Raw genomic sequence first — 19,701 nt, 5'->3', positions numbered from 1 at the left:
ATATTTCTGGGGTTAACTCTTAAGTTAATGCGATAAACGTTCAGATCTTAAATGTAATTTTTGCTAAAGTGTAAGTAATGCTACTTGTAAATAATTACAATAAGCGCTAATCGCATTTAGGATCACTACATGAAATTACTCAAATCCCCAGCTTTAGTATTGTCGGTACTGGTTGGGCTTTCGTTATCTGGTTGCTCTGTAACACCAAGCTCTGAGGCCAAAGTAATGAATCAAATTAGCAATCCCCTTACCCTAGAAAAAATTTATAAAGACAAAGCATTTAAAGCACAACGTAGCAGCTATTTTAAATGGCTCGACGATGGTACCGGTTACACGGTACTTGAAGAACGTGAAAGCGAAGAAGATAAAAAAGACCATGATCGCGCTGATAATAACAAAGCTGATAACGAAAAAGAACACGGCGTAAAAGGTAACGACATTGTATTTTACAATGCTGACGGTACTGGTCGCAAAGTTTTAGTTGAGTTTGAAAAGCTACTGCCAGAAGGCGCAGACGAGCCATTTGCAATCGAAAGCTACCAATGGTCAAAAGACGGAAAATGGCTGATGGTGTTTACCAATAGTGAACAAGTATGGCGTTCGCGTAGCCGCGGTGATTTTTGGTTACTCAATCTTGAGACTAACCAATTACAGCAATTGGGTGGCGCAGACGTTGAACCAACTAAGCTAATGTTTGCTAAGTTCTCACCAGATAGCACAAAAGTAGCCTATGTGCGTGATAACAACATTTATATGCAAGCGGTTGGCAGCAATGACGTAACAGCGCTTACAACCGATGGCAGTGCCACTATTGTTAACGGTAATTTTGATTGGGTGTACGAAGAAGAATTCACTATTGCTGATGGTTTTAGATGGAGCCCTGATAATAAATCTATCGCTTATTGGCAGCTTGATACTAGCGGCGTTAAGTTTTTCACTATGATTAATAACACCGATGAGCTTTACCCTACTCTAAAAAAGTTCCCTTACCCTAAAGCTGGCGAAACGAATTCAGCAGTACGTGTTGGTGTAGTCAGCCTTGCTGACAAACAAACGCGCTGGGCCAAACTTGAAGGTGATAATCGCGATCGCTACATTCCGCGTATTAGCTGGGCAGGCACAGGCGATGAATTAATGATTCAAGATTTGAATCGGCCACAAAATCACAATAAAGTATGGCTTTTTGATTGGCAAAACCAAAAGCTTACTAAAATTTTAGAAGATAAAGACGATGCTTTTATTGAATGGTTTTACAAAGCTAACTGGTCAAAAGACGGTAAGTTCTTTATTTGGCACAGCGAACGTGATGGCTGGCGTCACCTTTACCGTGTATCGCGCGATGGCAAAACCATTATTGACCTAACGCCTGGCGATTACGATATTGTTGATATGCTCACTATCAATGAAGAAAAAAACGTAATGTACTTTATCGCCTCGCCAGAAAACCCAGGCCAACGCTATTTATACAGCACACCGCTTGATGGTAGTAGTAAACCTGTGCGTGTAACACCTGAAGAGTTTGAAGGCTCTAATAGCTATTACATGTCTAAAGATGCCTCATGGGCAATGCACAACTATTCTAAATTTGGTGCGCCACCAATTAAAGAAATCATTAAAGTGAGCGATCACAGTAATGTAAAAACGTTAGTTGAAAATAAAGATCTAAAAGAAAAACTCGCTGAGCAAAGCTTACCAAGTCATGAGTTTTTTAAAGTGAATGCGCAGGATGGCACCGAGCTTGATGGCTACATTATGTTCCCAGAGAACATGGATAAAAGTAAAAAATACCCAATTATTTTTTACGTATACGGTGAACCGTGGGGCTCAACAGTGCAAGATCGCTTTGAAGGCAATAGCTACTTGTATAAATCACTGTTAACGCAAAAAGGTTTTATTGTCGCATCGGTTGATAACCGAGGCACACGCGCGCCAAAAGGCCGTGATTGGCGCAAATCGATTTATAAAAAAATTGGCTCAATCACCGTGCAAGATCAAGTGGATGCGCTCGATGCCATGGCAAAACGTTGGGATGTAATAGACACCGACCGCGTTGGTGTTTGGGGGCACTCAGGGGGCGGTAGCTCAACTCTTAACTTATTGTTCCGTCATGGTGATAAATTTAAAGTGGGTATAGCCTCAGCGCCAGTGCCAGATATACGTTTATACGACACTATTTACCAAGAGCGTTATGCGGGTAACCCTAATACAGACCCTGAGAGCTACGATAATACCTCGCCTATTACGTTTGCTAAAAACCTAACGGGTAAGCTATTACTCATACATGGTACTGGCGACGATAACGTGCATTACCAAGGCTCTGAGCGTTTAATTAACGAGTTAGTTAAGCACAACAAACAGTTTGAGTTTTTCTCATATCCAAATCGTTCACATAGCTTAAGCGAAGGTAAAGGCACCGCCCTGCACTACCACACCATGATGGCCGAGTTTTTTGAAAGGAACTTATTGAATAAATAGGATAATTAAATCAGTTAGTTTTATAGTGTTTAACTATTCAAAAGCCACACTCTAACAGTTATTAGAGCGTGGCTTTTTTATGCAAAATGTAATAAGGGTTTATAAAGCTAAATTTGACAGTAATAGATTCAATAAATTTTTTTGAAGTTGCTAGCTTTTCATTAAGCCAAGTTTAGCCCCTTTATATTTGTGGTTTTAAAAGAAATTAATCCATTTTACTTAATAAAAATGTTACTTTCTAAATGGATGTTAATTATTTGTAGGAAATAAATGATAGATCTGTTGGCTGTTTTTATTACTTTTTTTGCTGTTATAGACCCAATTGGTACTGTGCCTGTATTTGTTGCTGTCACTGATAAATATGAAGAGAAAACCAAGCGTCGTATAGCCTTAATGGCTACATTGGTATCTGCATGCTTACTTATTTTTTTTGTGGTAATTGGTGAAATACTATTAAAAGCGTTATCAATTCCTCTTCCTGCGTTTCAAATATCAGGAGGTATAGTATTATTTTTATTTGCGTTGAGTATGATATTTGGTGAAAGCAAGCCCGAAGAAGAGCTAAAGCTGCTTGTTAAATCAGATAGGGAAACAGCTATATTTCCTATTGCAATGCCCTCTATCGCAAGCCCTGGCGCAATATTAACTGCTGTTTTATTAACTGAAAATACAATTTTTAGTCTTTGGGAGCAAATACAAACTGCTCTGGTGATGTTATCTGTGTTGGTTGTTGTTTATATATTAATGCTACTGTCTGGCTCTATTAGTAAAGTTATAGGTAGTAGTGGCGCCAGTGTCATTAGTCGAATAATGGGGTTGCTTCTTTCAGCCATTGCGACAACGAATATTCTTACGGGATTTACTGAGTATTATAACGCGTTGTAATACTCAGTTATGTGAGGAAAGGTACCAAATTTATTGGTTTAAACTTGAATTTTAAAGCAATAAACAGAGTTTTTTTATAAAGTTACCCTTCAATCGCTATCGCAATTTCTACTTCACTATCACTTTTATAGTATTCAAAGTCGCTAGTGTAAGTGCGTTTATAAGTACAATCATCTGAGCTAAAATACTGCCAAATTGCCCCCCATAAATCAATGATAGCATCAGGCATTTCACCTTCGCCACTAAATACCAAGTAACGGCTATCGTCAGTGGTTACTTTTACTGAATCGTTAACGTTGATATTTTGATCATCGCAGCAAGCAATAACATCAAAATAGCCACCCATATCGGTTTCGTAATTGGTATAAACACCGTAAACATTCGTTTTTTCTGTTAATTTAGAGCCGTATTTTTCGTTAAAATCTTGCCAAAGGTTTGCGATTTTTGCTGTGTCAGTATTCATTTCATTGACATTACAAGTTCTAACTTTTAAGCCTGTTAATGTCTTACTTGAGAGCTGCTTTATTTTCATGGTCACTATCCTTATTCCTTTAGCGTTAATACAGTCTATTAACTTAACAGAAAAGGCGTTAAAAATTTAATAAATCCTCAATAATTAAGGCTTATTACTTTATTTTGTGTTTTTTTAGGTTAAATATTATTCAGCACATGCTTTTTCATTATAAATTATACTCCTTCTTTTTTGCGTAAATAATAGTAGATATCTGATTGGCAAAAGGGGGCTACATAAATCGCTTCATCAACTGGCACTATCAAAAAAGGATTAATAAGTTTCGATTTATTGAATGCTCTAGCTGTGTGCGTGAGTAAGTAATACAGTAAACCTAGGTGCGTATAGTGTTTGTCACAGCTTGCTCAGCACTTTTATTAGGTACTAAAGCTTGCCCGCAATTCTTAAATTAATTTTGTTATTTGATGTGGTTGCTAACCTTTTTTACAGTTTAAAAATCAGTCATGGCATCGTCATCTTCATCAGGTTAATATGGATAATAATTACAACAATAAACAACAGGAATTGGCAGTGAATAAAACCAATGCGCTTATTTATTTTTTAGCCTTTAGTAGTGGCTTTTCTATCATGGGAATTGAATTGCTTGGCGGTCGAATATTAGCTCCCTATTTTGGTAGTAGTGTCCATATTTGGGGGAGTATTATTACGGTGTTTATGCTTAGTTTATCTATTGGTTATTTACTTGGCGGTAAGCTCTCGACTAGGAAACCTAGTTTGACTAAGTACGGAACTATTTTTCTACTAGCAAGTATTATGGTGGTGCCTATCGTTCTTTTTGCAGAGTCAATAATGGCGTTTATTTTTGCTCATGTAGAAGATAGCCGTTATGGGTCGTTACTTGCTTCAACAGCGCTATTTTTTATACCCACCGTTATACTAGGAATGATCTCCCCTTATTCTGTTAGGTTGTTAGTGACCGAACATGAAAAAAGCGGCCAAGTCGCTGGCGGACTTTATTTTGTAAGTACTTTAGGTAGCGCGCTTGGCACTATTATTACCTCGTTTTATATGGTGCTGGCGTTTGATGTAAATACCATTATTATAGGTTTTGCGGGGTTTTTAGGATTACTGGGAATACTGGCTATGAGTTTTAGCAAGTCTCGTCAAAAAGAGGTTGAACTATGCTTAGGTGTATAACATTACTTTTATTGCTTAGCACCTCACTTGCTCATGCAGAGGTGATTTATAAGGAGCGTTCGCTTTATCGCAATATTTTAGTCGAAGAAACTGCTGATTTGCGCTGTTTAAAGTTTGATGAAAAAAGCCGTAAAAGCAGCCAAAGTTGCATGTATAAAAGTAAGCCAAATAAGCTTGTTTTCAATTACACGAAAATGACATTTGCTAGCTTATTGATGATAGATAATCCTCAAAATGTGTTAATTATTGGCCTTGGCGGCGGTACGCTTTCTAATGTTATTCATGAGCTGTACCCTAATGCTGCTATTGAAAATGTTGAAATTGACCCTGCTGTAATTAAAGTTGCGCGTGATTACTTTAGTTTTATTGAAACCGATAAAGTGACTTCAAAGGTGCAAGATGGGCGTATTTTTATAAAGCGCGCAGCACTTAAAAAAGAACAATATGATTGGGTTATTCTCGATGCTTTTAACGGTGACTACATTCCTGAGCATTTACTAACAAAAGAATTTTTTGCCGAAGTGCAAAGTGTGTTAGCGCCAGATGGCGTTGTTGCAGCTAATACTTTTTCGTCAAGTAAGCTTTACCAGCATGAGTCAGCGACTTATGCGGCCGTATTCGGTGACTTTATAAATGTTAGCACTGACAAAAACAGTAATCGTATTATTTTAGCGGGCCTTGATGAAATGCCTAGTGAGGAAGCGCTAGATGCTCGTGTTAATAAACTTGCGCCAATGCTTAAAAAATATGATGTGGATATAGAAAAACTACGTAATAGCCTGTTTTATACTAAAGGAAATAGGGATTGGCCTGAGGATACTAAAGTACTGACAGATCAGTATTCACCGGCTAATTTACTTAACTTTTAGGCACGTATTACGACTGTAATAGCTATTGTAATAAGCACTTTAACGATACATTCAGGCTTGCCTGCTTGTTTGAATGTATCGTGAGTTGTTTTTTATCTTTCAGTTAAGAGCCACAGGTTATTAATAGGTACCGCTTAAACCCACCTTTTATTCACACCCTTAGTATAATGCTTCTTGGCTTTTTATACGTCCTGCCACGACTAAGGTTGCCACTGAGTATATTAAGTAAACCTTATTATCAGCCGTAATTTTTGTGTTGTTTTGCCGCGCGCCCTACTCTTTGGTATGAAGCTAAGCAACTATCATTATTGTTATCTCGGTGGTCGGTTGTGAACGCGTCCCCCTTTTTATTATTTAAACTATACTCGTCGTTAGCATGACAAAAACATTTACTTAGCGTGCTAAGTAATGTATATTAGTTAGCATGCTAAGTAATAAGGTGTGTTATGACTTCTTCTCTTCCTTTTCATGAAACTTTAGATCTAAGCTTGTGTGGCAGTATGGGCCGGGTATTTCGACTATGCCGCGATGCAGTGACTTTGGCTGTTGAGCCGTTAGGGCTTACACAATCTAGGTGGACGGCAATGATCCATCTGCATCACTTATCTGAGGGAGCTACACAACATGCGCTCGCAGAGAGCCTAGGTATAGAAATGCCCTCCCTGACACGCACTATAAAGCAGCTCGAGCAGCAAAAAATTATTACTCGTCAAGTTGATGAACACGATAAGCGCAGTAAGAAGCTTTATTTTACAGAGCAAGGTATACAGTTACTAAGTACGTTAAAGGTGCTCATGGCTGATATTAAACAACAATTATATGCTGACCTTACTACAGATCAGCTCAACACGATGGCCTTTGGCTTAGTACAAATGCAAAGCAATGCCGAAAGCTGTATTGTTAAACTCACAGGAAGTAAATAACCTATGACGCCAGATCAAAAGTTTGCCCGTTATGTGAAAATTTCACTTTTTGGGTTTATTATTGCTTTTATATATTTTGTGATTGCAGATATGTATTTACCAGCCACACCACAAGCCCGTGTTTATCATCCTGTTGTACAAGTAACGCCTCAGGTTAGTGGACGTGTTAATCAGGTGCTGGTCAGTAATAATGAGCATGTTGATAAGCACCAAATACTTTTTAGTATCGACGCCACACCATTTAAACTTGCAGCGCAACAAGCTGAGCTAACGTTGGCGGATGCGAAGCTGCAAAATCAACGTTTAGATAGCAGTATAAAAGCAATAGAAGCAGAGCTTGCTGCGGCTAACGCAAAACTGTATGAGCAGCGCTTATTATATGAACGTAGCGAATCACTCTTACAAAAACGCTCTATTTCAGAGCAAGAATATGAATCGATAAATGCTAACTTTCAATCTAGTAAAGCGAATGTCGCAGCTATTGAGGCTAAGTTGACTGAAGCTAAACTAGCACGCGGCCAAGTTGGTAATGATAACCTAGCACTTCGTCATGCTCGCAACTCTTTTGAGCAAGCTAAGCTTAATTTGTCATATTCACAGGTTAGTGCTGAGGTGGATGGTCAAGTAGCTAATTTACAACTAACTAGCGGGACATATGCAAATAAAGGCCAACCATTATTAGCCATTGTTGCTAGTCGAGCAGATCTAGTGGCAGATTTCCGTGAAAAATCACTGACCAATAGTCGTGTCGGAAGTCAGGCAAGAGTGACGTTTGATTCTTTACCAGACCAGGTATTTAGTGCGCGTATTAGCTCGTTTGAAGCAGGGGTTAGCGATGGGCAACTAAGTGCAAATGGGTTATTAAGTAGTATGGATTCAAGTAATCGTTGGGTACGTGACGCACAACGTCAACGAATTCATATCGAGTTAGAGGATTCGCAGCTATTAACTAGTTTACCCAGCGGTGCGCGGGCAACAGTGCAACTATTACCAGAGTCGACTATTGGGCAGTGGTTTGCTAATGCTCAAATTCGTGCAATTAGCTTACTACATTATATTTACTAGGGAGGCTATATGTCGAGTAATGTCGCCCCAAAACTTGATAACAATGGCTTACGTCAAGCTCTGCGTATTGCTGGCGGTAGTGCCCTCGGTTTTACTTTAGCTAAATTAATGAATTGGCCCAATGGTATATTTTTTACTGTTTACCCCATGTTGTTATTAGGGTTAGTGCCAGTATTAAATGGGCATATAGTGCGTCAATTTTTTGCAAGTGCTGCATTTAGTGGTTTGTTTGTGCTAGTGATACAGGGATTATTCTCGCACTTACCAGTCGTTATGACGGGGTTAATATTTTTGGCTTTTGCTTTTTTGTTTTACCAAATGAGTTTAGGAACTAACTTTTTATTTGGTGCTTTGAGTGTAGTTGGGTTATCTATCCAGCTACACTTTTCAAGCTATGTTGTTAATGGAACAAGCGTTTACCCACTAATTATTAGTAATGGTTTAGCCGTGGTGATCACTGTCTTTGGGGCGATGCTAATGCATTTTATATTTCCTGATGTTGAGCCCCGCCAAGCACGACAAATACCAGGAAAAGCGAAAGAAAGCGTACGCCATGAAGTTTTATTATGCGCTACGGTGGCTACATTATCTTTTGTGGTATTCCAGGTCTTTGATTTACAAGATTCGATATCAGCTCAAGCCGCATCAATTTTAATTTTATTCCCCCTGTGTTGGAAAGCTGCAGGAATGGCAGGTTGGCAGCGTGCAATAGGAACATTAATTGGTTGTAATATTGCTTTAGTGGCACAGTTGTTTTTATATGATCACTCCAACATACTTGTTTTTCCGGTATTTATATTATGGTTTTTTACTTTTATATTTAGCCGTTACCACATTCTAAACGGCGGTATCCCTGGAGTTGGATTTGGCGTGATCACGACGTTTGGCATCCTATTTGGTCAGTACCTTGGACCTGGTCAGGATTTAATATATAGTGCGTTATATCGCTTTACGTCTGTATCTGTGGCTATTTTAGTGAGTTTGTGTGCTGTGTATATTATGCATCATCTCTTAAACCGTTTTAGTGTTACCCGCCACCACACCTTCGAATAAATTATACGCAGTAACGATAGTAAGTTACTGCGTAATACGCTCAGTGTGATACACGTATTCTTATTTTCTTGGTAGTAACCAAAGCGTGAGCAATCCTGCTAAAATTCCCCAAAAAGCAGCACCTATTGAGAATAACGTTAAATCTGAAGCGGTGACTAAAAATGTGATTATGGCGGCTTCTGTGTAGTAACTATCAGACAATGCTTGCTCTAAGCTCGAAGCAATTGTAGTAAATAATGCAATGCCAGCGAGAGCTAAAATGAGTGATTGCGGTAAGCTGGCAACCAGCCCAACTAAAGTGGCTGCGCTAATAGCCATGACAATATAAAACCCACCCCCAGCAATGCTTGCCCAGTAGCGCTTGCTTGGATCACTGTCAGCGTCTTTAGTCATACACATAGCTGCAGTGATTGCCGCGAGATTGATAGAATATCCACCAAAAGGCGCTATCAAAATATTAGTCAAACCGGTGATATTAAGCGTCGCTGATATCGGCGCTTTGTAATTATGGGCTTTTAATACAGCAATACCCGGCAAGTTTTGTGAAGTCATGGTCACAATATAAAGTGGAATACCGATGCTTACCATCGCCTGAAAATTAAACACCGGCGCAATATAGACAAACTCACTCATTTTCCATTGCCAGCTACTGGTATCTATTTGACCAGTAAAGCCCGCTATCGAGAACCCCGTAACTAATACTATGAGCATGGTAAAGCGCGGTATAAAGCGTTTACTGAGTAAATAAACCAGTATCATAATACCTATCAAAAAAGGGGTATCACTCATAAAGTTAAATACATCAATACCAAATGTAACCAGTACACCGGCTAACATAGCACAGGCTATTTGACTTGGAATTCGCTCCATTATCTTTTCAAACCAACCCGTTATGCCGCAAATAAAGACTAAAAAGGCGCTCAGTATAAAGGCCCCCACCGCTTCATTTAAGCTATAACCTTGCGCGCTTGAGATCAGTAATGCGGCGCCTGTCGTTGACCAAGCAATTAAAATAGGGACTTTATAATAGTACGATAAACCAATGGTTGTTACTCCCATTGCCAATCCAAGTGTTAGTACCCAGCTTGCAACCAAATCCGCTGTTCCACCAAGAACTATAACTACCTGATAAATCAATGCAATAGAACTTGTAAAACCTATAATCACGGCAACTAACCCTGCGGTTAAACGATTTATCAATTGATCGGAAAGTTGCATAAATACCTTGTTTTTATTCAATTAGTTATGCGGCTAGTTATACATGTTTTGTTCATAATTACTAGCACCAATGAACTTGTTAATGTTCACAGGGACCTGATAATTGTGAACATTAACAAAAATTAATGTTCTCTCCACCTTGCGGGCATACACCCTGCGGTAAAGTACTGCTCACACACAAAGTAAAAACAATTCATTATGTTTGGAGCGAGATATGAAAAACCAGCACACAAGCCACCTTATTAAAATACTTTCATTAAGCACAATAGCACTTGCATTATCGGCATGTGGCAGCAGCAGTTCAGAAAGTTCATCAACAACACCTGAAACAACAACGCCAGAAACGGCCACATTACCTAACGTGCTAATTGGCGCAGTATCAGGTACATCGGGTTCTTCTATTACGATTAACCAACGTGAATTACCGGCTGCAAGTGCAGAAATTGAAATTAATGGCGTGAATGGAAGTTTAAGCCAACTACAAGACGGTATGATGGTTGAAGCTGAAACTAATGGCACTGAAGTAACAGAGATTGATTACGATCCTAACTTTAAAGGTCCTATACTCGTTGAAAATGGTACGGCTAGTATTGCCGGTGTGATACTTGAAGAGTTTGATAGTACTTCAGTAAATAATGGTGACCTCGTTGAAGTAAGCGGCTTTAATAGTGCATTTAATACCTTAACGGTAACCTATCAACAAGCCATTACTAACAGCTTAACAGAGCTTGAAGTAGAAGGGGTTGTTACGCAATTAAATACTCAACTACGCACTTTTCAGTTAGGTAATATCACTATTAATTACCAACAAGCTGAAGTCGATGGTCTTATTAGCAATGGTCAATTTGTAGAAATTGAAGGAGTTATGCAAGATCAGCAATTAATGGCGAGCGAAGTTGATGCTGAACGCCAAAATGATTTTGATGATAATATCGATACAGAACTAAATGGTAAAATTACATTCATTAATAATAACTCAACGCTGATGACTATTAATGGGCAATGGCAAGTAAGCCTAACTGAACAAACACGTTATGAAGATGGCACTATTAATGATTTAGCTGTTGGTGCACTTGTAGACGTTGAGGCTTTATACCAACAACAAAGTGATTTATTTATGGCTCAAGAAGTTGATTTTGAATCAGTTTCGAGTAATCCTACAACGATAAATAAGGAGTTTTCTGTTGCTGGAGTTGCAAGTTTCAATGAAGGTATCGTAACAGTTAATAATCATCAATTCACACTCAGTAACCAAACAGTATTTGATGATGGCTTAACTCAAGCAACTATTAATGGTCAGTTTCTTGAATTAGAAGGAATTATCACCGATGATATCAATATTGTGAGTGAAATTGAGTTAATGGATGCCAATGATTCACTTAACCTAACTGGGTATGTAATTACACAAAGCGAGCAATCTACACTTTGGGGTTATGTTAGCGAAGACAATTCACTTAACGCTTATGCCGACCAATATGTAGAGTTAGAATGTGAATTTGTCAGTGGCAATCAAGTACGAGCTTGTCGTCTCGACGATTAACTGTAAAAAGTAAAATAGCAGCGTATTTTACGCTGTTATTTTTTGAGGTTTATGATGAAGAAAGTACTATTATTCAGTTTGTTATTTATCTCATCGATAAGTAGTGCCGCAAGCTCTGCGACTTATGAAAAGTTGCATCATGCTAAATCAGCCACGCCAACGGCTATTTTAGAAAAAGTAGAAAATAAATATAAGAGCGAAGCGGTCATTGTAGAGTTTGAACTTGAGTTTGAAAAAGGTAAAACGACCTACGAAGTCACGTTATATCAGGCTAACCGAAAACGCTTTATTGAATTATTGTTAGATAAAGATGGCCACTTAATTGAGTTAGAGTATGAAGCGCCTGAACTTGATGAACAAGATGAGATCGCCGCCGCAGATATTATGCAAAAAAAAGGCTATACCATGCAGTTATTAGTGGCAAAACTGAATGACTCAAGCGAACACTATTTAATTGAAGCCCAGTTAGAGCAAGATATGGGTATTACTTATATGGTAGCCACATTTGTTAATGAGCGCGGGCGCCACAAAAAAGCAATTGATTTAACCACAGGTAAAAATTTACCTTTATTAAGGTGGGGAAATTAATGAAGCTATTATTGGTTGAAGACGATAAGCAAAATCGTGACTTTTTATATAAAGCGTTTAGTGAGCAAGGCTATACTGTTGATACTGCCACTGATGGTCAACAAGGATTACTGTTAGCAACGTGCGAAGATCACGATATAATTGTATTAGACCGAATGTTACCCAAGCTAGATGGGATACAAGTGTTAGCCGCATTAAGAGCGACGGGTAAAACGACCCCTGTTTTGATTTTATCAGCCCTAGATAAAGTAGACGATCGTGTAACTGGCTTAAAAGCAGGAGGTGACGATTATTTAGTTAAACCATTCGCGTTTTCTGAATTAGCAATTAGAGTCGAGAATCTTATTAGACGCCACACGGTGCAGCAGCCTCTTAGCACACAGTTAAGCTTAGCTAATTTACACTTAGACTATGCAAGCCATAAAGCGGGCGTTGACGAAAAGATACTAAGCTTACAACCGAAAGAGTTTAAATTATTGCGCTTTTTACTCGAACATCCTGACAAGTTAGTTACCCGTACATTATTATTTGAATCAGTTTGGGAGTACCATTTTGATCCGGGTACAAATGTAATTGATGTGCATATAGCTAGGCTTCGTAAAAAACTACAGCAATTGAATGCATTAGTTTGTATCGAAACTATTCGTGGTGTTGGTTACCGCCTTACCAAAGAGCAGATAAATGCCAATTAAAGACTCAGCTTGGCGTCAAATTGACCCACGTAGTAGCTCTGTATGGCGTTTAACCTTAGGGTTTGCAGTGATTATGTCGGTCATGCTAGTGCTGACCGTAGTCTTAATTTATCAATTATTATTAGGCGAACAAAACCGTCAAGTCGAACGGCGCCTTACCGCAGAAAAAGTACGTATTGAAGGCTTAGCGAACGAATTTTCTTCAAGCAGTTTTTATTCTCAATTAGAGGTGTTTCGTAATGAAAGTGAACTGCTACTTTTTTGGCATAGTGACGGCGAGCAAAGCCAGCAGCTAAGCTTTTTACCTGAAAATATTCCTGCTTTACCTAAAACTATTGTATTCCCTGTATTAGATGCGCAACGTGGAAAAATTCGTTTATTAACCACCGGGATTGTCCATACTTCTCATGGTGATATTGTTTTAGCGACCGCGACTGAGAATTTACAGCAACTGATCATTGAATTTAAAACCGTTGCATTATGGGCCTGTTTAATTAGTTTATTATTAACGGGGCTATTTGGTTATATATTTGCGAGGCGACATTTACGCAGAGTGCATTATTTTAATAGCACGGCAGAACAAGTACAAAATGGTGATTTATCTGCTCGCATCAGTCATAAAAAAAAGGGTGATGAGTTTGACAGGCTGGGTGCGCATATTAATACGATGCTCGATGCCGTGGAAGACAATTTTGCTTTAGTACAAGGGATTACCGACAATATTGCTCATGATTTAAAAACACCGCTTACGCGCTTAAGATTAAACTTAGAGCAGCAAGCTGCTCACTTTCCTGAAATAGGTTTAGAAATAGAGCAACTTGATACGATTATCAATACGTTTGATGCAATGCTGAAACTAACTCGATTAGAAAATGGCAAGTTTCCGCTTAATTTACAACGCATTGATTGTCAGTTATTGGCCGAAGACCTTATTGATATGTTGCAGCCAAGTGCTGATTGTAATCAGCAACAAATCACACTTTATTGTACGGCCCCCTTGATTTTACAAGGCGACAAAAATTTATTATTTCAGGCATTTTTTAATTTACTTGATAACGCAATTAAATATGCAGGTACTGAGGCCCGCATTTCAATCACCATTGATGCAGGCTCTTTGAGCATTAGTGATGATGGTTCAGGGGTTGAAAAAACACAATTAAGTCAACTCACGAAACGCTTTTATCGTGGCGATCCTGCGCGTCAGCATGAAGGGTTTGGCTTAGGGCTTGCGACCGTTAAAGCTATTTGTAATAGGCACAATCTGTTGCTCGATTTAACCAGTAATAGCGGTGGTTTTTGCGCCACCATCACGGACAACTCTGATTAAAACGCGCCTACTTAAGCGCTGGCCACAATGTACTACCATCGCCATCAATTTTGCTTAGAACCTTGAGCCCTAATACTTTTGTAATCATAGGGTAAATATCAAGGTTACTGACTTCGTTTAATGTTATACCCTCTTTAAACGCTGGACCAGTGGCGATAAAAGTTGCAGCCATATCGTCTGTGTATGCAAATCCATGTGTGCCTAAATAGCCCACTTCCCCATGATCAGAAAAAACCTTAGGTGCCGTCGTTTGTAAAATTATATCCCCTGTACGGCTATTTTTTTGATAATGGTAGTTTTTACGTTGTTGTTTACTAAGTACACTATAACGCCCTTTCGAAGCTTGACTTAAACGTTGCTTATAATCATTAATTTCGTCTTCGCTAGTATCTTCATTAGCGTAAATTAATACCCTTGGACCGGTATTTTTAACGTTAAACTTATCGCTTTGAGGGAGGCTGTCGATAGCAATACCTTGCTGTTTATCTATTTTGCTCATGCCGTGATCTGATACAATCACTAAGTTTACTGGTTTATCTAAGCTAGCGAGTTGTGTTTGCAACTCACCCATTAACTGATCTAGAGTTTGTACGGCTTGGCGTGTTTGTGGCGCATCAGGGCCAAATTTATGACCCATACTATCGACTAAAGAAAAGTAGCTGATTACTAATTGAGGGCGACTTTGTTCTGGTAATTTTAGCCATTGAATAATTTGATCAATACGTTGATGGTAGTCACTTTGCTGTGAGTAATGATAAAAATAATTAGGAAGCATGCCGTTAAAACGTGCATCTGACTCAGGCCAAAAGTACGTCGCTGATTTAAGACCTTGCATACGCGCTAAATTCCAAAGCGGTATACCGTTAACCCAGGTGCTGTCATTTTTCCCTTTGCCCATGCTATAGCAATCGTTACGGGCTTTATCGCAAAATTGATTATCCACAATCCCATGATTAATTGGCAGTAACCCGGTAATAATGGATAAGTGATTAGGAAAGGTTTTTGTTGGATACACTGGGCGCATTTTATTCGCCCTCACACCATTTTTAGCCATTGCTGCTAAGTTAGTCGCATTGTGTTTTTCAATGTAATCCCAACGAAAACCATCAAGGGAAATCAAAACGACGCTACTACTATCTTCGTCATGACTAAAGGCGCTAAATGAAATAATACTAATTAATAAAAGGCAAAAAACGTGCTGCATATTTTATGATCCCAATTGCTGAATTTTTCTTTAGTGGCGGTGATGTCTTTTTATTTAGTTTATTTAAGTTTTGCTTTTGATTTTTACTATGAATAGAGCTAAAAATCATCATTACACAAATAAATAGAGCAAATAAAATCAGGTAAATTTAATACAGTAATAATGTTCTGTGCTGCCTTGCATCATACCTAAAAGCCTTTTGGTCCACCTTAACAGAAAGTTGGTACGCGCTTTTACCGGAATTTTATATTAATAGCTGGGTAAGTTTAAAGTAATGATGTAAATAAAAATTGATATTTTAATCTATTATACAAGTTGTTAGATTAAAGCTTAGCTATTTAGAGGACCCGCATGATCGACTTTAGTAAAAAAATAACCTCAGTACGTCCACTACGCACCTCAGGTAAGTTGCAAATGGCGCTTGAAAGCGATCGTGGGCGCATTATTAATAGTGCAGCCATTCGACGTCTGCAACAAAAAACGCAGGTGTTTCCGTTGGAGCGTAATGCTGCTGTGCGATCCAGGCTAACCCATTCGCTAGAAGTGCAGCAAGTGGGCCGCTTTATTGTACAGCGTATTTTTTACTATTTAACAGACCAACAACAACAAGAATTTGGCTTAACTGGACTCGAAAGACCTCTTGAGAGCTTGGTTGAGATGGCTTGTTTGATGCACGATATCGGCAATCCCCCTTTTGGGCACTTTGGTGAAGCAGCGATTAATCATTGGTTTGAAAAAAACTTACCTCAATTAACACCAAAATTATGTGCTGATCCATATTCAGGGATTGGCATGGTGTTTAAGCACCTAGCGCAAGATATCAGTCATTTCGAAGGTAATGCACAAGGGATTCGCATTGTTCATTCTTTGTTAGGCCTAAATTTAACCTATAGCCAAACTGCGGGTATTTTAAAATATACACGGCTTGGCACAATGACAAAAAAAGATATTCCAGTATCTAAAAATTACCTAATGAAAAAAGTAGGCTATTATTTCAGCGAGAAAAGCTTTGTTGAAACACTACAAAAAGAGCTAGAAATGGAGCCATATTGCCGCCATCCAGCAAGCTATATAATGGAAGCTGCAGATGATATTTCGTATTGTTTAGCTGATATTGAAGATGCGGTTGAAAAAGATATTATTAGTGTCGATGGGTTGTGTGAAAAATTAAAACAACATTATAAACGAGCACTTATAAACATAACATTAGACAATACAAAACACTCAGACTTTGTAGATAAAGCAGTTAATTACGCGCGCGATAAAGCTAAAAAACAACCCTATAATTTTAATAGTGAGTTTTTTATTTATTTACGCGTTACCTTACTACACCCACTAGTTAATTATGCCGCAGAGCGTTTTATTAGTAATATTGAAGCTGTTTTTCATGGTCATTTTAATCAAGCTCTATTAGAAGATCGTAGCCATTTGCACGCGGTAACTAAAACATTAAAACAAGTAGCTTTAGAAAATGTTTTTTCGCATAAAGAAGTTGAAAGGCTAGAGCTACAAGGATATAGAATAATTACCGGACTACTTGATTGCTACCGGCCATTATTGGTTTTAACGCATGAACAATTTAAGCGTACATTAAGTGGTGATCAGCAGTACTTATTAGAGTCCAGACTAGTTAAGAAGCTGTCTAAAAAACATTTAAGTAGCTATCAACATGCTCTTGAAACTATGCCGGCAGAGCCTGATCATTTTATTGCTTATGAATTTTATTATCGTTGCCGACTACTACAAGATTATATCAGTGGTATGACAGATCAGTTTGCCTATGATGAATATCGCACTTTTATGGTGATTGATTAGCTATGGATTAATTGTGCTCAAGCACATAATATTGAACCATTATGTTGAAAAGTAGTTACTTTTATTATGAATATTTATAAGTTATGTGGATGCTTGGGGTTAATGACATTGAGTTTTGCAAGCCAGGCAAAATACAACGAATACAACGAAGCGATGTGTATATTACTCAAACAACAAATTAATCAGTACAGCGATAATCAAGGTAGTCGTAATTATCGTAATGCTGCACGAGATTATAAAAATAACTGTAATAAGCCTCAGCCGGCCGCAGAGGATGGGAGTAACACACCTAGTAAAAACATCCAAATTAACCCCCAAACTAACACAGAGACTCCAGAGCCGATAAAGCCAATTGTGACACAACCTACGGCTAAGCCAATAAATAAGACACAAACTAAAGTAGTGCCAGAAGATATTGTTGAGCAACCACAGCCGGTTAATAATCAAACTGAAACGGTTGATAGTGTCGCTGTCGCACCAAAAAGTGCTCAGCCTGAAACTGTCCCGCTTGAAAGTATAAAAGCTAACACTGCAACTTCTGAGGCACTTAAAGAAACTGTCTCTTCTAAAGTAACAGGGCCTGCAATACCAGCCGGAAAACCTGAAACACCGAGTAATCAACAAACACCTTTTTTAATACCAAGCGTGTTACTGATATTAATTTTGTTATTTTTAGGAGTTATCGTGCCGCGTTTGCGCAAAAAGAATAAAGCCACTGATGATAAAATTAGTCATAGCGTTTTATCTGGCCAAGCTAGTCAACTTGCAACTAAAGCCAAAGCGCAACCAAAGACGCTGGCGGAGACTGAAGATAAAGCGCTATCATCAACTGTTGATGTGAGTTCTCAAAAGTCAAAAATTACTGAAGCAGAAAGCGCCGAACCACAGATTAACGAGTCTAAAACAGATAAACCTGAAATTGATTATCCGGTGTTTGAACCACACCCATTAGATGAGCAATCACTAACATCAAGTCCAGAACCTGAGAAAAGTAAGGAGTCACACCCCGATATAAAAAAAGTACATGACTTTGATGAGCCTGAAATTCGCATCTACGATCCGAATTCTCCACTGCCTGGGCAAAAAGGATATATAAAGTCATCAGCAGCTAACACTCATTTATCGACGCCACAAAGTGAAACCCCAGGAAAAAATCAGACTATCTCACCGAATCTATGTGATAAGGAAGCGGCAGAGGTAAATGATGAGGACGTCGCAAAAGAGAGTTTAAAAGCCAAAGATTTAGAGCCGCAAGCATTTGAAGTTAAAGAGCCTGAATGCGATGTTACTGAATCTCAAAGCCACCAACCTAAAACCAAGAAGGCTGATTCATCAAACCCTTTCGCTAATTTATCACTCGATCCAAGCTGGGATCCCGAAAGTACACAAAAACCAACTATCGTTGAAGCAAAAACGGAGCCTAAATCGCAAGCTTTAATTGATGCAGAGCAACGTGCGAAGCAGCTTACAACAGACGACTAAGTATACGTGGTCATTCAGCTTTTGATCCAAGGTTAGAATAGGTAAGTTCATTTTGTATCAGTGGTTTGATAGTGCGCTAGGACTGTCTTTAACTGGTTATCACTGTTATCACTGTTATCACTGTTATCACTGTTATCACTAAAGCGCCGGGCGGTGGTTTAGCAATCTGTTAATACAAATTTACGCGAATAATGATTAAATTATTCGCGTTTGCTGTAAAAATAAGTTTTAACGCTTTTGGCTCACATAACCACTAAAGCCTAGTGTTTTAAAGTAGAGTTTAGCGGCATTAAATCCACATTCTTCAAGTAAATCAGCAAAACGAATGCGGTCCAACGGATAAAATTCATGTTCAAAATTATGCTTCATACGATCGGCGGCTGCCTCACTTAAGCCGAATTCTTGGCATAAAACGAGCTGCGCATCTTGCTCATAACTCGTTTCTGGGCGCATTAAATCAGCTATAAATAGCTTCCCTTGTGATTTTAGTTGAGTTGCTATAGCACTTAAAAGGTCTTTTTTATCTCCATTATCAGCAACAAAGTGCATTACCAATAAACATAAAGCGGCATCCGCTTGCTGTTTAATTTCACAGGGGGAGCCATGGTGAATAGTCACTCTGTCAGTGATGCTTAAATCAATAAAACGCTGCTTAGCAATATCAAGCATGTCGCTGGATGTATCTTGTGCGGTAAACTGCCAAGTTGAATTTATAGTTGCCAGTTCTGCTATTTCTTTACCTGTACCTGCGCCTACGACTAAAATATGGGCGTTATCTTTTAAGGTTACAGCTAATTGTGCGGCGGTGGTGCTGTGTAATAATTCATAACCTGGGACTAAACGTGTTATCTGCGAATCATATTCCGATGCTTTTTGTGCATTAAATATAGGCATTA

The 19,701-nt window shown here is 38.6% G+C and carries 17 protein-coding genes; 13 read left to right on the top strand and 4 right to left on the bottom strand.

The window, feature by feature from the left end; genetic code table 11:
• Positions 1-129: 129 nt before the first annotated feature.
• On the top strand, positions 130-2,475 hold the full coding sequence (locus ACT3S9_RS17195; RefSeq protein WP_441836544.1) for a S9 family peptidase: 2,346 nt from the start codon (positions 130-132) through the stop codon (positions 2,473-2,475).
• Positions 2,476-2,745: 270 nt separating this feature from the next.
• The gene (locus tag ACT3S9_RS17190) at positions 2,746-3,360 is read left to right on the top strand and encodes a MarC family protein (RefSeq protein WP_441834331.1); all 615 of its coding nucleotides are present in this window, start codon (positions 2,746-2,748) and stop codon (positions 3,358-3,360) included.
• Positions 3,361-3,442: 82 nt separating this feature from the next.
• Here ACT3S9_RS17190 and ACT3S9_RS17185 read toward each other — a convergent pair whose 3' ends face one another.
• Complete coding sequence (locus tag ACT3S9_RS17185; RefSeq protein WP_441834330.1) at positions 3,443-3,892, bottom strand: GyrI-like domain-containing protein; 450 nt, start codon at positions 3,890-3,892, stop codon at positions 3,443-3,445.
• 471 nt (positions 3,893-4,363) lie between these two features.
• Here ACT3S9_RS17185 and ACT3S9_RS17180 point away from each other — a divergent pair, with 471 nt between their 5' ends.
• From ACT3S9_RS17180 to ACT3S9_RS17160, 5 genes are all read left to right on the top strand, one after another.
• Entirely contained in the window at positions 4,364-5,029 is a 666-nt protein-coding gene (locus ACT3S9_RS17180) for a fused MFS/spermidine synthase (protein ID WP_441834329.1), read from the top strand.
• Positions 5,014-5,898, top strand: a complete 885-nt coding sequence (locus ACT3S9_RS17175; protein WP_441992904.1) for a spermidine synthase — start codon at positions 5,014-5,016, stop codon at positions 5,896-5,898. The genes ACT3S9_RS17180 and ACT3S9_RS17175 overlap by 16 nt, the downstream gene beginning before the upstream one ends.
• 446 nt (positions 5,899-6,344) lie before the next feature.
• Positions 6,345-6,821, top strand: a complete 477-nt coding sequence (locus ACT3S9_RS17170) for a MarR family winged helix-turn-helix transcriptional regulator (RefSeq protein ID WP_441992905.1) — start codon at positions 6,345-6,347, stop codon at positions 6,819-6,821.
• Between the two features lie 3 nt (positions 6,822-6,824).
• The gene (locus tag ACT3S9_RS17165; protein ID WP_441992906.1) at positions 6,825-7,886 is read left to right on the top strand and encodes an HlyD family secretion protein; all 1,062 of its coding nucleotides are present in this window, start codon (positions 6,825-6,827) and stop codon (positions 7,884-7,886) included.
• A gap of 9 nt (positions 7,887-7,895) precedes the next feature.
• The gene (locus ACT3S9_RS17160) at positions 7,896-8,939 is read left to right on the top strand and encodes a DUF2955 domain-containing protein (protein WP_441992907.1); all 1,044 of its coding nucleotides are present in this window, start codon (positions 7,896-7,898) and stop codon (positions 8,937-8,939) included.
• Between the two features lie 60 nt (positions 8,940-8,999).
• Here the strand turns inward: ACT3S9_RS17160 and ACT3S9_RS17155 are convergent, their stop codons facing one another.
• Positions 9,000-10,157, bottom strand: coding sequence for a benzoate/H(+) symporter BenE family transporter (locus ACT3S9_RS17155; RefSeq protein ID WP_441992908.1), 1,158 nt, complete (start codon positions 10,155-10,157; stop codon positions 9,000-9,002).
• A 214-nt stretch (positions 10,158-10,371) separates the two neighbouring features.
• Between ACT3S9_RS17155 and ACT3S9_RS17150 the strand changes: the two genes are divergently transcribed.
• Genes ACT3S9_RS17150 through ACT3S9_RS17135 form a run of 4 tightly spaced genes read left to right on the top strand, consistent with a single transcriptional unit; the run spans position 10,372 to position 14,304 of the window.
• A complete protein-coding gene (locus ACT3S9_RS17150) occupies positions 10,372-11,697 on the top strand; it encodes a DUF5666 domain-containing protein (protein WP_441992909.1) in 1,326 nt (441 codons plus the stop codon).
• A gap of 54 nt (positions 11,698-11,751) precedes the next feature.
• A complete protein-coding gene (locus ACT3S9_RS17145; RefSeq protein ID WP_441834322.1) occupies positions 11,752-12,285 on the top strand; it encodes a hypothetical protein in 534 nt (177 codons plus the stop codon).
• On the top strand, positions 12,285-12,977 hold the full coding sequence (locus tag ACT3S9_RS17140) for a response regulator transcription factor (protein ID WP_441834321.1): 693 nt from the start codon (positions 12,285-12,287) through the stop codon (positions 12,975-12,977). Before ACT3S9_RS17145 ends, ACT3S9_RS17140 begins: the two co-directional genes overlap by 1 nt.
• A complete protein-coding gene (locus tag ACT3S9_RS17135) occupies positions 12,967-14,304 on the top strand; it encodes an ATP-binding protein (RefSeq protein ID WP_441834320.1) in 1,338 nt (445 codons plus the stop codon). The genes ACT3S9_RS17140 and ACT3S9_RS17135 overlap by 11 nt, the downstream gene beginning before the upstream one ends.
• A 7-nt stretch (positions 14,305-14,311) precedes the next feature.
• Here ACT3S9_RS17135 and ACT3S9_RS17130 read toward each other — a convergent pair whose 3' ends face one another.
• Positions 14,312-15,508, bottom strand: coding sequence for an alkaline phosphatase family protein (locus ACT3S9_RS17130; RefSeq protein ID WP_441834319.1), 1,197 nt, complete (start codon positions 15,506-15,508; stop codon positions 14,312-14,314).
• Positions 15,509-15,859: 351 nt separating this feature from the next.
• On the opposite strand from ACT3S9_RS17130, the gene dgt reads away from it, so the two are divergent.
• Entirely contained in the window at positions 15,860-17,323 is a 1,464-nt protein-coding gene (gene dgt / locus ACT3S9_RS17125; RefSeq protein WP_441834318.1) for a dGTPase, read from the top strand.
• Positions 17,324-17,425: 102 nt separating this feature from the next.
• A complete protein-coding gene (locus ACT3S9_RS17120) occupies positions 17,426-18,805 on the top strand; it encodes a hypothetical protein (protein ID WP_444751139.1) in 1,380 nt (459 codons plus the stop codon).
• A 228-nt stretch (positions 18,806-19,033) separates the two neighbouring features.
• Here ACT3S9_RS17120 and ACT3S9_RS17115 read toward each other — a convergent pair whose 3' ends face one another.
• Positions 19,034-19,699: a class I SAM-dependent methyltransferase gene (locus ACT3S9_RS17115; RefSeq protein WP_441994749.1), complete on the bottom strand. Its 666-nt coding sequence runs from the start codon at positions 19,697-19,699 to the stop codon at positions 19,034-19,036.
• Positions 19,700-19,701 lie beyond the last annotated feature (2 nt).

It is taken from the genome of Pseudoalteromonas sp. AOP31-A2-14, assembly GCF_052378035.1.
In the GTDB taxonomy this organism is placed as follows: domain Bacteria; phylum Pseudomonadota; class Gammaproteobacteria; order Enterobacterales; family Alteromonadaceae; genus Pseudoalteromonas.
This window is presented reverse-complemented; position numbering and strand designations above follow the sequence as displayed.

Excerpts from the sequence above, each read along its gene's own strand:
- ACT3S9_RS17195 (WP_441836544.1), top strand. The coding sequence starts at position 130 with ATGAAATTACTCAAATCCCCAGCTTTAGTATTGTCGGTACTGGTTGGG.
- ACT3S9_RS17190 (WP_441834331.1), top strand. The coding sequence starts at position 2,746 with ATGATAGATCTGTTGGCTGTTTTTATTACTTTTTTTGCTGTTATAGAC.
- ACT3S9_RS17185 (WP_441834330.1), bottom strand. The coding sequence starts at position 3,892 with ATGAAAATAAAGCAGCTCTCAAGTAAGACATTAACAGGCTTAAAAGTT.
- ACT3S9_RS17180 (WP_441834329.1), top strand. The coding sequence starts at position 4,364 with ATGGATAATAATTACAACAATAAACAACAGGAATTGGCAGTGAATAAA.
- ACT3S9_RS17175 (WP_441992904.1), top strand. The coding sequence starts at position 5,014 with ATGCTTAGGTGTATAACATTACTTTTATTGCTTAGCACCTCACTTGCT.
- ACT3S9_RS17170 (WP_441992905.1), top strand. The coding sequence starts at position 6,345 with ATGACTTCTTCTCTTCCTTTTCATGAAACTTTAGATCTAAGCTTGTGT.
- ACT3S9_RS17165 (WP_441992906.1), top strand. The coding sequence starts at position 6,825 with ATGACGCCAGATCAAAAGTTTGCCCGTTATGTGAAAATTTCACTTTTT.
- ACT3S9_RS17160 (WP_441992907.1), top strand. The coding sequence starts at position 7,896 with ATGTCGAGTAATGTCGCCCCAAAACTTGATAACAATGGCTTACGTCAA.
- ACT3S9_RS17155 (WP_441992908.1), bottom strand. The coding sequence starts at position 10,157 with ATGCAACTTTCCGATCAATTGATAAATCGTTTAACCGCAGGGTTAGTT.
- ACT3S9_RS17150 (WP_441992909.1), top strand. The coding sequence starts at position 10,372 with ATGAAAAACCAGCACACAAGCCACCTTATTAAAATACTTTCATTAAGC.
- ACT3S9_RS17145 (WP_441834322.1), top strand. The coding sequence starts at position 11,752 with ATGAAGAAAGTACTATTATTCAGTTTGTTATTTATCTCATCGATAAGT.
- ACT3S9_RS17140 (WP_441834321.1), top strand. The coding sequence starts at position 12,285 with ATGAAGCTATTATTGGTTGAAGACGATAAGCAAAATCGTGACTTTTTA.
- ACT3S9_RS17135 (WP_441834320.1), top strand. The coding sequence starts at position 12,967 with ATGCCAATTAAAGACTCAGCTTGGCGTCAAATTGACCCACGTAGTAGC.
- ACT3S9_RS17130 (WP_441834319.1), bottom strand. The coding sequence starts at position 15,508 with ATGCAGCACGTTTTTTGCCTTTTATTAATTAGTATTATTTCATTTAGC.
- dgt (WP_441834318.1), top strand. The coding sequence starts at position 15,860 with ATGATCGACTTTAGTAAAAAAATAACCTCAGTACGTCCACTACGCACC.
- ACT3S9_RS17120 (WP_444751139.1), top strand. The coding sequence starts at position 17,426 with ATGACATTGAGTTTTGCAAGCCAGGCAAAATACAACGAATACAACGAA.
- ACT3S9_RS17115 (WP_441994749.1), bottom strand. The coding sequence starts at position 19,699 with ATGCCTATATTTAATGCACAAAAAGCATCGGAATATGATTCGCAGATA.